11 protein-coding genes and 1 pseudogene are annotated in these 13887 nt (G+C 31.5%); 10 read left to right on the forward strand and 2 right to left on the reverse strand.

From position 1 onward, the window contains the following. Nucleotides 1-20: 20 nt before the first annotated feature. Nucleotides 21-1112 carry a flavin-containing monooxygenase gene (locus tag KI343_RS06965; RefSeq protein ID WP_212925714.1) on the forward strand — a complete coding sequence of 364 codons (1092 nt, stop codon included), beginning with the start codon at nt 21-23 and terminating at the stop codon, nt 1110-1112. A 102-nt stretch (nt 1113-1214) separates the two neighbouring features. Here the strand turns inward: KI343_RS06965 and KI343_RS20540 are convergent. Further along, nucleotides 1215-1409: pseudogene (locus KI343_RS20540) on the reverse strand (DNA/RNA non-specific endonuclease); the annotation flags it as partial. A 241-nt stretch (nt 1410-1650) separates the two neighbouring features. Between KI343_RS20540 and KI343_RS06970 the strand changes: the two are divergent. From KI343_RS06970 to KI343_RS20045, 6 genes are all read left to right on the forward strand, one after another. Continuing rightward, nucleotides 1651-2238 (forward strand): DeoR family transcriptional regulator, encoded by a 588-nt coding sequence (locus KI343_RS06970; protein ID WP_212925715.1) that lies wholly within the window; start codon nt 1651-1653, stop codon nt 2236-2238. 80 nt (nt 2239-2318) lie between these two features. After that, entirely contained in the window at nt 2319-3101 is a 783-nt protein-coding gene (locus KI343_RS06975) for a FixH family protein (protein ID WP_244856785.1), read from the forward strand. A 1010-nt stretch (nt 3102-4111) separates the two neighbouring features. Beyond that, a complete protein-coding gene (locus KI343_RS06980; RefSeq protein WP_212925716.1) occupies nt 4112-4639 on the forward strand; it encodes a hypothetical protein in 528 nt (175 codons plus the stop codon). Nucleotides 4640-5190: 551 nt separating this feature from the next. Next, nucleotides 5191-5685, forward strand: a complete 495-nt coding sequence (locus tag KI343_RS06985; protein WP_212925717.1) for a GNAT family N-acetyltransferase — start codon at nt 5191-5193, stop codon at nt 5683-5685. 233 nt (nt 5686-5918) lie between these two features. Further along, nucleotides 5919-6953, forward strand: coding sequence for a hypothetical protein (locus KI343_RS06990; protein WP_212925718.1), 1035 nt, complete (start codon nt 5919-5921; stop codon nt 6951-6953). A gap of 16 nt (nt 6954-6969) precedes the next feature. After that, on the forward strand, nt 6970-7842 hold the full coding sequence (locus KI343_RS20045; RefSeq protein ID WP_483874248.1) for an SAV1803-related protein: 873 nt from the start codon (nt 6970-6972) through the stop codon (nt 7840-7842). 512 nt (nt 7843-8354) lie between these two features. Here the strand turns inward: KI343_RS20045 and KI343_RS07000 are convergent. Next, entirely contained in the window at nt 8355-8909 is a 555-nt protein-coding gene (locus tag KI343_RS07000) for a hypothetical protein (RefSeq protein WP_212925719.1), read from the reverse strand. 183 nt (nt 8910-9092) lie between these two features. On the opposite strand from KI343_RS07000, the gene KI343_RS07005 reads away from it, so the two are divergent. The 3 genes from KI343_RS07005 to KI343_RS07015 all read left to right on the forward strand — a co-directional run bounded on the left by KI343_RS07005 (nt 9093) and on the right by KI343_RS07015 (nt 13833). Beyond that, nucleotides 9093-9362: a hypothetical protein gene (locus KI343_RS07005; RefSeq protein WP_212925720.1), complete on the forward strand. Its 270-nt coding sequence runs from the start codon at nt 9093-9095 to the stop codon at nt 9360-9362. A gap of 103 nt (nt 9363-9465) precedes the next feature. After that, entirely contained in the window at nt 9466-9663 is a 198-nt protein-coding gene (locus KI343_RS07010) for a hypothetical protein (RefSeq protein ID WP_212925721.1), read from the forward strand. Nucleotides 9664-9711: 48 nt separating this feature from the next. Next, entirely contained in the window at nt 9712-13833 is a 4122-nt protein-coding gene (locus KI343_RS07015; protein ID WP_212925722.1) for an NACHT domain-containing protein, read from the forward strand. Nucleotides 13834-13887: the final 54 nt, after the last annotated feature.

Consider the following 13887-nt stretch of genomic DNA (forward strand, 5'->3'; position numbering starts at 1 on the left):
ATTTAAGGATGGGGATAAGAATGTACGATACAATTGTGATAGGAGCTGGACAAGCGGGTCTTTCCGTAGGTTACTATTTAAAGCAATCTAAACAAAATTTTATTCTCATTGATAAAGGAACAGAGGTCGGGGAAAGTTGGAAAGCAAGATACGATACCTTAACTTTATTTACGCCTCGAATGTATAGCTCATTACCTGGTATGCCTCTTGTGGGAGAGGAACAAGGCTTTCCGACCAAAGATGAGATTGCTACTTACCTAGAAAAATATGCTGATCGTTATGAAATTCCTATAAAATTGAATACAGAAGTTGTAAATATATTCAAGATGAATGGAAATTACATCATAAAGACAAATAGCGAAAAATACCAGTCTAAAAATGTTGTAATTGCAACTGGACCTTTTCAAATACCAAATATTCCTCCGTTCTCGAAATTTTTACCAAATAACATAAAACAACTTCATTCTTCTGAATATAAGAATCCTATACAGCTGATCGATGGAAGTGTTCTTGTAGTATGTGCGGGCAATAGTGGTGCTCAAATTGCCGTCGAATTATCTAAACAAAGAGAAACATATTTGGCTTATAGTAGGAAATTAAAATTCTTACCTTTGTCAGTGGGAAGAAAAAGCATCTACTGGTGGTTTGACAAGTTAGGGATTTTAAAAGCAAATCATAAATCACGGATGGGAAAATTGATTCAAAGAATTGGAGATCCTATATTTGGTTTTGAATTAAAAAATGCAATTAATAATAAAGAAGTAATCACAAAAAAAAGAGTAACTGGTAGTGAACAAAACAAAGTAATATTTGAAGATTCATCAACTTTAGAAGTTAACAATATCATATGGGCTACAGGTTTTAAATCGGACTTTTCTTGGTTAAAGATAGATGACGTTATAAATGTGGAAGGAAAAGTAATACATTATCGAGGTATATCAACTATTCAGGGATTATATTTTATTGGTTTGCCTTGGCAGTATCGACGTGGTTCAGCCATACTACAAGGTGTAGGTTATGATGCAGAATATATTGTAAGGCAAATAGTTAGAGATCAACTATTTTCAACTAAACCAGCTAATAGAAACTCATTTTATCCAGAATTTCTTTAGCTGTCTGTAAAACATTTTTAGACGTAGGATAAGTTTAATAGGGTAAGTAAAGATACCGTAGAATATAAGTCCCCAAAATCCCCACGATACTCAGGGAATAAATGTAAATGCCCAATATTCCCTATCTCCAAAACCGATGTCAACGACAACGTTAGGTTCACGATGACCAGACAAGTCACCACCATCAACTTCAATGAGTTTGTATCCTGAAAATTGTTCATCAACAGTTGCAGTTTCTTCTTTCACTACTTTTTCAAATTCGGATTTTTCCTCTGATTCATCCGACTTTTCTTCTTTTTCACCACCTTTAGCAATTTGATTATTTTGCTATACTTAATTAATCATACTAATAACAAATGAAATGTATGTATGGTTTTTCATCTTCTTGAAAAAGAGTTAAACCTCACGAATTAGTTTTTTATTTCAACTTTCACTAAACCTTCACACAATTTTCATTGATGTATTGCTATCCTTTTAGTAAAGTAATGTTAAAAAATGTTATAGTTTGTTAGAAATCATCAGGAGGTGGGGTGAAGAATTGTTACCATTGGAACGCCAAAAGCGAATTAAAGAGTTAATAAAGAGAAATCAAACGATGAAAATTTCAGAATTAAGTAACGAACTTAACGTTTCAGAAATGACTATACATCGAGATATAAAACCTTTGATAGATGAAGGGTTCGTAATGAAAACATTCGGTGGAGTTACTTTAGCAAATAATGAGAAAAGTGAACATCACCATTCTACGCAATGTATAATTTGTAGTAGGGAAATAAACGAAAGGTTAGCATATCGACTAATTTTAGCAAATAACAAAATTGAAGTGGCCTGTTGTGCCCATTGTGGATTACTTCGTCAACGTCAATTAGGAGAAAGTGTTATTCAAGCTATTTGTCCTGATTTTTTAAAGCAAACGACGATAAGTGCTTCTTTAGCTTGGTTTGTTATGGATACGTCAATACATATGGGGTGTTGTCACCCACAGGTTTTAACATTTGAATGGAAAGAGCATGCAGATAAATTTGTGAAGGGCTTTGGTGGGGAAGTATTTAGTTTTAATAAGGCCATTGAAATAAACTTTCTAAAATGGAATGAACATAGTCCATGCCATAAAGAGCATCATTAATTAAAGAGAGAAGAAGATTTACAAAAGATTTTTAAATAGTGATTGAGTTAACACCAATAATAGAAATGGAGGATTTAAAAGTGAAAAATAAACTTCTTATGTTTTTGTTTGTCATAATAGTAGGAGTATTAGCTGCATGTAATAACGGGACTGAGGAGGAACAAGATGAATCCGAAGAACTAAAAATGCTTGAAGTTGAATTTAACCTTCCTGAAAAGGCTGATGTAGGAGAAACAATCGAATTATTGGCTATCGTTACATACGGAGATGAGAAAGTAACAGATGCCGATGAAGTTGAATTTGAATACTGGGAGAAAGGAAAAGAAGAGGATAGTACATTTATTGAAGGAAATAACAATGGGGATGGAACGTACACTGCCGAAGTGTCATTTGATAAAGATGGAGTGTATGAAATTTACGCACACACAACAGCTAAGAGTCTTCATACTATGCCTAAAAAGTCAATTACGGTTGGTACAGGAGAAAGTAATGCGGAAGCAGAAAACCAGGATGATGAATCTGAAGGGCATGACCACGAGTCCCATGAACATAACCACCATGCAGATGGGTTTGAACTGCATTTTGTTAAACCAGAGAACGTAGATACAGATACTGAAACAGAGCTTATCGTTCATTTGCAAATGGATGGTAATCCATTAGAAGAAGCTAATGTACGTTATGAAATCTGGAATGATGATCTGTCTGATAAACATGAATGGGTAAATGCAGAGGAAGTTGCTCCTGGAGAATATACAGGCACGCATCAATTCACAGAAGCCGGTACTTACAATATTCAAGTTCATGTTGAAAATGATGATGGATTACATGAGCATAAAGAGTATGAAGTTTTAGTAAATGGCTAAAGGATTTAATGGAAATAAACTTTAAAAAGATATAGGATAGGAATTTTAACAGAATGGCTCGTTTAATAGACTATTCAATAATCGTATATTGTAGACTGTTACTGGATTTCTCTTTTTTCTTAACTCTTTAGTCTACTATGTCCAGTTAAAAATTAATTCACTCAGTTAAAATAAACATTTCCGATTCCACCCTCGATTTCGTTAAAATAAACATTACCGAATTCCAATAATTTCTCGGGTATTCTTCAATAGAATCCCGGGATTTTTAATGCCTTTTTCAGTACAAATCAATATTCTTTCCATAGTTTTTTCATAAATATATTATGGCCTTATCCATAGTCAATACTGGGTTTTGTTCAATATTCCACTCAATATTAATTTCAATAATAAATCATTACCGATTCAATATGTTTATCTTTTCTCATCAACTATTCTTTCTCTTATTCTTCTCTCCATTATATCGGTGAACTTTATTTTAACTTCGAAAAAAAGGTGAAAAAGCAGCCAGAAAAACTACGAAAATGGGTCGTTTTTGAATCAGAAATTGCACAAAATGAGGGTTCTGTAGGAAAACTTTATTATGACTGGAACGGTGGAATGCGGGTTGGAGGGTGTGGTTTTAGCAGATGTTTATTCTTATTGTACATAGTTAGAAGAAAGAATTTAGTTAGGCTTGTAATATTTCATCCAGAATCAAAGGGGAGATAAGAGAAAGAAATGAATGAATTCAATTAAAGGTTCTGTTTAAATTCTGTTTTTCCAAAGTTACAATACTCTTTTACATAGGCTAATCCAGTGAATTAGTCTCTTTTTATGTTAAACAATCAAAATGTGACTTGCTAGGCAACCCTTTTAATCTTTTCTACAGATAAAATAAATATATAGAGTTAAGGAATCAACAAAATATACGACCAAGAGGAGGAACTTAAATGGATTAAAATCAGGAACGGCAAGACATCAAACATACAGATTCAAAATAAATATTTTAAATTTAAAGAAGGAGCGATATTATGAAACTTAACAATAAAGTAAACCAGATTAACAAAACAAGGGATTCCTTTGAACTCCTTTTTGAACATAAATCACATGTTAAAATTCAACTCTTCTGCAATTTGTTTGAAGAATTAGGTTGGGATTATACTCATCCATGTCAAAGTCGTTTTGAACGCCCAAATATTGGAGAAAATGCTGCAACTGGGGTCTACTTAGATCATAAATTAAAACCAATTATCCTTTTCGAGACAAAAGGAATCAAAGAAAACATAGATACTCATATCAAACAAACCAGTGAGTATTACTCAACTGAAGAATCAGTTAAAGTTGCTATCTTAACCAATATGGTTGATATGTACTTCTTTTCAGATTTTGAAACACCAGGCGTAATGGATAAAACTCCGTTTTATAAGATTAATTTTCCATCTACTACTAAACAGGACCTCGGTTTTTTAGAACTGTTTGAAAGAGAGTATTTTTTGGATCATCATAATGAACTTTATGACAAATGGAAGGAACAATATCTACTTTTAAAAGATATATAATTCCTGTATGGTTTCATTAAGGTGAAATTAAAATGTTGGACTAAAAAAATATCTATTGTAGACGGGCTAGAACATGCAGGTGAGTAAAAAATAAGTGGGATACAAAATTAATAAAATAGAATGGAGGGGTAAATATGAACTTAATTAAAGGATTAATCGAAGATAAGTTGGAGAATAACCTAATTATTTCGGCGGATACAATACAGACAAAAGTGATGAAACACCTTCAAGTAATGTTGTTTCTTTTTCGGACTATAAGAACAGAAAGAGGTAATGGCTAGAAAATATCATTAAAGATATCGTTTATCTTGCTTTCTCTACATTAAATAAAATTAACATTTCCAATCCGATTGTTTTCCGACACTATGCCGGTGGACCTTCGGATTTCTTTAATAAAATTGAGAAGATCCTTCCGTTTTATAGTTAGAATACATGGTAAAATGGAGTTGGATTCAGATATATTGTGAAGTAATGTACTTACGCTAACGGGGCAGTTTAATTTAACAAAAAAATAGTATTCTTTAAATAAAATACATTTGGAGGAAAAATAAATGATTACGATTTACGATGATAGATATAAAGAAGAAGTCATCAATTTAATATTGCACGTACAGAATGTTGAATATGGTGTAGGGATTAGTGCAGAAGAACAACCAGACATTTTGGATATTCAATCAAACTATATAAACGACGGAGGAAACTTTTGGGTAGCATTAAACGATAACGGTGAGGTTATAGGTTCTATCGGTTTGCAAAAGAAAACGAATGATGTTGCCGTATTAAAGAAATTTTTCGTTTATAAAGATTACCGTGGTAAAGAGGTTGGGATAGGAACAGGTCTTTACGAAGCATTACTTAATTTTGCGAAGAAACAAGGTTTTTCTAAGGTAATTTTGGATACCCCATCTAAAGCCACTAGGTCACATAGTTTTTATAAAAAGGTTGGATTTAAGGAGATTGAAAAAGAGGACTTGCTAATTCAATATGATTACCCTGATAGAAATTCACTTATTTTTGAATTGGATTTATCTAAGAAAGAATATTGAACTAACGGGGGCTTTAATAAAAACTAAAGTCGATTATAATCGGCTTATTTTTTTGTTTTGGTGTCATAACTCAAGAGTATAGGTACAAACGAAAATCTTTATGTTAAAGTATAAATTAAATGTTCTTCAACAAACGGCCAGGATTGTGGAACTAAGATAATATTATTCAACTATACTAAGCAATAGAATTGTCTCAATTGTCTCAAGGGAGCTAAATAGGGAGCGAACAACAGATGACAAAGAAAAAATTTTATGATAAAAATGGAAATCAAATTAAATCAAGACCTTCAAAACCATATTATAAGAAACCGTGTTTTTGGGTGATAGTCGTTCTTGGCCTAGTATTTGGAACTATTGGAATGTATGCTCTTGGTAGTGAAGATGAAATTGAGGATGATCCAATAAAACTAGGAGTAGGGGAAGAGGTCAAAGAAGTAGAAGAAACGGTAGTGGAAGATCCAGAACCCGCTGGGTCAGAGGAAGGAAGTGTTGAAGAACAAACGTATACATATGAAGATTTTAAAGGAACATATGTGACTTTCGAAGGAGAGCCATACAACTCCCCTATAGAATCAATGGGTTCAAATATATTGATACTAGGAGACGATTTTTATCAAAGTTTTAATCGTTGGGATTTTGATATGACTTCTACTATTTTGGATAAAACAATAGAAGGAAATGTTTTGACGCTTGATTTAGATAGTGATGAAAACGAAGAGTGGGGACTCCATAGCGAAAGTGGAACAGAACAATTCGAATTACGTCATGACGGAGATAAAAAAGTTCTTTATTCAATTACGAATGATTTCTTTTTTTATTCTATGTCCAATCGGGATCTACAAACTCACTATAGTCAATCAGAAATTGACTATGCACGAATAATTATGACAATAAATGGTGAGCCAAGTTTAGATCAATGGGCTGTGTGGAACGCCGAATGGGGTGTTCCGATTGTTAACGTAAGATATAATTCCGCTGGTGATCCTACAGAAGTTTCTAATGAAGTTTCTTATCCGGAAGACGTAACACATTTAGATTTAACCAGTCAAGGGATGGCTGCTGGTATCATTACTTACTCGTCTCACGGTGATGGTCATATCACAAGATATCCTATACCATTGCATTATCATCAAGAGGATCAATCAGAAGAAGGATACCGACAACTTGCCCAAGAATCTTTAGATGATGCTTATACGATATACATAGAACCGTTCGAACCTTATACTGTAGCAGACTTTATTGGACGTATGAGATTTGTCTATGAGTAAAAAAGGGGAATTGCAAGTGGACACTTATAAAGAATATAAGGAGTTACTGTCAAAAACTTATGATAAAGCAGTCGATTGCTTATTACAGAAATATGGTCCTGCACAAGATGATTATTTTAGAGAAAAATCATATCAAAGGTTTATGGCTGGAGAAATAAAAAATATCACAAAAGGAAAGTTTTCAAGGACTGACGAAGGTTTATATTGTCATCATATAGATGAGAAGAATTATTTGAATATATCTGACCAATCATTTGTAAAAACGAATAAAATTTCCTTTGATTACCAAAGGAAAGATAGATTGGTTTATTGTAATCTGATAGAACATACCATTTTGCACGTTTTGATTTCAAAGGAAACTTCTAGTGAATTTGGTTACTTAGGGTATGAAGTGTTTTTAAAGCCAATTATTGAAGAATGGTATATCGAAAAAAAAATACCTTATCCACAATGGATGAAAACTTGTTACGATAAGTCTTTTCTAACCCCTGAAGAGTCGGTTCATATATTAAAAGAGATGCAAAAAACACTGGGAATGAGTTATTTCAGCACTCCGTATGAGTTTCATGAAAAAAAGCGGAGAACTATAGAAGAAGTTAAAGCAACGAAAAGAAAATGGGAAGAAGAAGATAAAAAGCGTACAATAGAAGCTAAAGAAGAAGAAATAAGAATGATAAAGAAAAAAACGGAAGAATTCTATCAAACCTATCCAAAATTCAAAGAACTAAATATATCTTTTGATACTCCAAGACAAAAAGTGATAGCAATGTTGTTTGATTGTAAATATAGCGATATTTACCAAAGTAAAAAAGAATTCGATTTAGTAATGAAACCAATTATTAAGGATAAACTTTTAAAAGAATTATACACTGCTCTTGAAAGTAGCTAAAATGGATTTGGTTGTGTTTTGCAAAGCAAAACTTTAGAACTTTGCAAGCAACAGTTTAGAATGTTGCAACTTGACATGGAGCCTCTGTGAGCATGAATATTTAGCCAAGAAGCCAGCCGTATAAGGGCTTGGCTAAGTTAACAAGGCTATCATGCCCACTTCTCCATGTAAAGTTGCTACGAGGTATGCCATTGCAATACTCTTAACTTATATTTTGCAAAACACATTGGTCTCTATTCTATTCTTTCTAAATACAGGAATTGTGATGTTGAAGATGATTTTTGAAGAGGAAAATACTAATATTATTATTTTGTATCTATTGTTGATTTCGTTCTTTAACTATAGGGGGCGTTAATGAAAGATGAAATAAGATTAACTAACTGCATTAAATTTATACAAATTAAGGCTGGATCTATATGATTCAGTCTTTTCTTGTTCGTCTTATTGTTGAGGCGACAAAAAGGGAGGGGCATCTCCCTCCTCCTGTTCTAATTCAGATCTATCCCGAAATTTTATTCAATAGAGAACATTGGTGATTCACCAAATTCAACCAAATAAGTATCAATTTGAATAGGATCGTAAATCCCTTTTTCTATGAAGTACCCTAAAATATTGTCAAAGACGGAATTTTCTTCTGCTAATGTAAGTCCGGCTCTTCTAAGCAATTCATTAGTTTCTTCAATATTTAATTGTAATGCAATTGCAAGGCAAAGAAGTTTTTGTTTTGATGGGTTTATTTTGTTTTTTATAACTTTATTTTTATAAAATCGGTCAATACCAAACTTTTCAAGGTCAACAGAAAAGCTCTTATTCCGTTCATTTAAAAGCGACTCCACATACTCTCCGAGTGTATAAGTGTTTTTCACCCTTTTGATCCTTTGTTTTAAAGCTCCAAAGATACCTTTACCATAATGAGTATCCACAGGCGGTGATGATGGACTATATACCGTAGTTAAGTCATTAGCAAGGAACTGTCTTTTTAGGGCTGTAGCTACTTTATTTAGACCATTGTCTCTAATGTATAATTTTAATTCAGCTATAGTCTGTTGGTCTAATGTTTTGTTCATGAAAATCCTCCCAAAATTCTAAATGTGACTTGGAACGTCACCTTTTAATTCCATTGCCAATATATAATAGAATCATAGAACAAAAGAAATATGAATTCAAGGAGCTAGAGTAAGGGAATAATTGTAATTTTCTCAGTTCCATGGACTCCATATTTAAAAATCATTAATATAGGAGGAATCGAAATGAGTACACAGATGGAAGTAAACAAATTAGATAATGGTTATGGAAGTGCAATTAAAGTAATAGAAGCAGGACATGCATTTATATGTAGGGTGGCTAATTGGAGTCTAATCTTCGTCAAAATGAATCAGGTTGGAACAGGCTTTAAAGTGGTTTACTATGATCCATTGAATATGGATTGTTATGACCAAAACATAAATAAATCGACATTTCATGCGGTATATGAAGAGATGTATAAACCTGTGGTCAGTGACTACTTTGGTGATAAGTGAAATCCATCAAAACCTTCAGGACATGAATATCCAAGAACTGACAACATATGAGATACTGAATCCTTTTGAGAACTTAACTTATAGTTATGAAAAGGAGAAGGTCATGGTATATCTCCACCATCCAGAACCTGACTACAATACAAGGGTCTCTGGTGAAATGGGATTACGACTTATGGTTGAGAAAGGTGAACTGCCGGAGATTGTTCTGGAATACTATTACAATACTGATGAATTATTGATTTTCCTAAATGCTTGGCAATGGAGCATAAATGAAAATTATCAGAAAAAGAACTTTGAATAAATTTTGTTGTGTTTTGATTGTCTTTTCTAAATTTGGAGGAGAGGTTAAATGTATTTTATTAATTGGGATAAATTCAAAGTAAAGAATAGTAATTATACCGCTGCTTTTGAATTATTATGTTATCACATTTTTTGTAGGAAACTCGGGATAACAGAGGGGATAAAAGCTGATTTCAATCAAGTAGGTTTGGAGACAGAACCCTACCAATACTCTGACGGGAAGTATTATGGTTTTCAATCCAAGTTCTTTGAAAAAATGAATTACTCAAATCTAAAACAGTCCATCACAAAGGCTCTAAATCACTTTACAAACAAAGACCCTAAGAAAAACAAATTAGACCACATTGTTATCTTTTTAAGTTGTAATATGAAAGTTAGTAGTAAAAGTGCCCGAGAAATTGTTGAAAAATGTAATAAGAAAGGTGTAACAGTGCAATGGTTTTTACCATCTAATTTTGAAATTGTCCTTAATCAACCAAATAATTTAGATTTAGTTCAACTGTTCTTTGGAGATGCAGATCATCTGGGCTACATACAAGATGCTAAAGGTATGCGATTGAATACATTATTAATGTCTAGAGAGTACATTGAATTAAATCTTTTTGGCGAGGAACAAAAAATATCTATTACGGATTATTCAAAATTAGCTTTAGAAAATAATAGAAAAATAAATCTAATATCTGGTCCCCCAGGTTCAGGTAAAAGTGTTTGTATGAGCAAATTATTTCAGGTTTATACTGGTTCTGGTAAAAATAGCAAGACAGACCAAATAGCAGTATTAGATAAAATTTCAGCTATATCAATATATGTAAATTTAAACACAACTTCCTTAGATAGTCTTGAGACTATTATTAACAGAAGAAAAACTGAATATGGCTTTGTAGGACAAAATAATTATATATATTTGTTTGATGGATTAGATGAGGTATCAGATACAAAGATTGATACAACTTTAGCGTATATATTCGAATTAGCTGAGAAAAAATCAACAAAAACAATAATTATCTCTTGTAGAATAGCAAGTTCAAATAAGATAAAACTAAAAATAGGATATAAAAATATAAATGAATATCAAATTGTGGAGTTATCAAAAGAGGAGATCGAAAGATACTTTTCCGAAAAAGGAGATATTAGGAAACAGGAAAAACTACAAAATTTAGCTATAGCTAATCCAACAATTTTCGATGGCATTCAGGATACATTAACGTTATCCATCTTATGGAAGCAAATTGATAAAATCAATAGTGATAGTTATTTAACAGACTTAATAGAGATCCATATCAATGAGATCTTAAATAATTTATCTCATACAAAATACCTTAATGAATTAAATATACCAAACCCTAAAATAGATACTATTAATGAACTAAATAAGCAAATATCTTTATACAACTTTGAAAATCAAATTGTAAGTATTAAATACGAAGAGTTGTATTCATTACTTCTAGATTTATTACCAAGATGTGACTATCAAGCGATTAATAGAATAATAGATTTTCTAGCAGAGAACTTCTTTGATGTTTATGGAACTAACACAGTACAATCCTATACATATAAACATAGAAGGTATTCAGAATACTTTCTAATGCTCGGCATCATTGAAAAAATGGAGAAAGATAGCAAGTTTCTCCGTGAGAAACATTTGCTAACTAATATAGACTTTTTCTATAAGATGTTAATTCCATATTTAAAAAATAAAACCATAAAAACAAATAACATTGCTTTATCACAAAGTTTGGGATTGTATGATGTTTATTTAGGAAACAACAAAAATTGGGGAGCAGATGAACCTTATTATAAATGGTCAGACTACTTAACTTACGCATTAACGAGCCAGAAAAATGGCATTTTTGAGGTCATTATAAATGATGATAACCTTGTTTTTAAAGATTATTTACTGGAGTTGCCAAATAAGATTATAAAAAAATTGCAAAGTTTAACAACGAAAGGTCGATCAAAAGATTCAGAAATGGACCACTTATTAAAAATATTTCTTAGAAGTTTAGTAGAGCTGTATAAACATAATAAGAAGGAAACTGTAAAACTTTTACTTGTGAAATATGAACAAATAATGCAACTACTTGTAGATATAAAATATAGAATTAACTATACAGAAGAAAAAGCTGCAAATGAATTTTGGAGAAATAAGTTCTATATAGATATAGTTATTAGACAAAATAATGTAGCTGAGTATAAAGAAATGGTTACTAAGATTAAAGTTGAGTCAGCAGAGGAATTTATGGAAGAATATACACCAACAACATTAACTGTCATGAAATCACTAACTTATATTTTAACTATGGAACGCCCTAATGAATTTGTATCATTTATAAAAGACTTTAATGAATACCAGTTGGGAGCCTATCTAACTTCAATTTGCGAACCAGATTGTTTAGCGGCTATTCACCAATTTCCAGTATTAAAAAATGAAATATTAAATAGAGTTAATTCTTTAAATCCATCTAAAGGGCTACATCAAGCCTTAATATATGGGTTTAAAAAATATGCAGGGGAAGTTTTAAATGATGAGGAAACTAATTGTATAGAAAATTATATATCTAAGTTAGGAAAAATAGAAAGTTCTGTGTTTTGGAAAAACCACCATAACATTATTGCATTTTTGTCATTGCCACATAATAATAAAAAAGGCTTGGGTAATAATTTACACAGTAGCATAATGGAATACAATAAGTTTTATGAAATGTTTGTCCTATTATTAGATGGAACTTGTTCTTTAACTAAAATAGTAAAAATCTTCTCCACCTCTGCTATTCTAAAAAAATCAACTGTAGGATATTATGTTCGTCTGCTACTTGGCTATGTGTTTGTATTTACTGGAGAGGATTTAAAGACTGTGAAAGGTTGTATTAATTACTTAAATCATAAAGAAATAGAAAATATGCAAATCGTATATTTCCAAATAAAGAAAGCTGATAGGGAGAAATATGGGGAATTATTTAGTACAAATGAGTTACTAAGGCTAACGTCGGAAGAGAGTTATAAAGATATAGATTATTCTAGTACAAGCGAATCCATGTTTATTATTTCCTATTTATTAGCCGACTTTGATGAAAATGTCAGTTATCAATTTTTACTAAGTGGTGTGGATCATGGAATAATGAGGATGAATTCCAGAAAAGATACTTTAGCTGATGAAATACTCATAGGATCGCTAGAAATTTTACTTAAAAATCATTGGATTTCAAAAGAACAAACAATCGTATATGTTGAAGAACTGATAGAAATTATTCTTAAATTAAAAAATAATCATATAGAAAATACAGTATCTGAAATGTTAATTGAGGTTTTGAGTAGAAGTAACTTTGAAATAGCATTCTATTGTTATAACAGGCTAGTAGAGTTTGTGAATTTAGATAATAATATTCACCGTGATGTTGCATGTACAATGGTAGATTTGGGAATCCCTTTAAAAGAAATTGAGAAATGTATTTTGAATTTTAATTCCTATTTCGATAATTATAATCAGAAAACAAACTGGTCTTATTTTAATGAAAAAATAAAAGTATACCTTGCTATAGGTCTTTCTGATTTGTACAGTAAAAAAGAACATGCAGAAGTTTTAGAAAAAATTCAAGAACTGATAGCTGAACTTGATTTTGCTGGTTGGGGTAGACAGTTATATTCATCTGAGTTTCAAAGTTATGTTAAATTGTGTGAACGACTTTCAAAACAGGTAGATGTGGATGAAATAGAGGAGCCCAATATTAATTCTATAACGGTGTCTAAATCAGATAATACTACCATCACAAAGGTAATCAAAGGATTAGATACTAAAGAAAAACTTGAACAGTTTTTTAATAATCTTGATTCCAAGTATTGCGTTGATACACTTGAACAGTATGAATATTTGATTGAAAAGTGTATTGATTTATTTGGCAATATCAATATATTTATTAATCATTTGCGTATAAATAGATATCCCGACACGATCTATTTCAAGAAAAACAGTGAGTACTTATATTTGGGGATAGCCGCAGCTTTAGATAATACAAATGCAAAACAACAAATGGTCAATTACCTTCTACATGAAGGTGGGGGACATGATAGCTATTATGAGTTGATTAAAGTATATGATGTTTTAGAAGACAAAGATATGTGTATAGATTTATTTGAAAGTTTGCTAAGTGATATCATCTTGTTAGTATATTAAAGTCCTCTTTGTATATCATTATTTTTCTACTGTATAAATACTTCTTTTTAAGAT

Source organism: Oceanobacillus sp. J11TS1, assembly GCF_018333215.1.
In the GTDB taxonomy this organism is placed as follows: Bacteria; Bacillota; Bacilli; order Bacillales; family Amphibacillaceae; genus Oceanobacillus.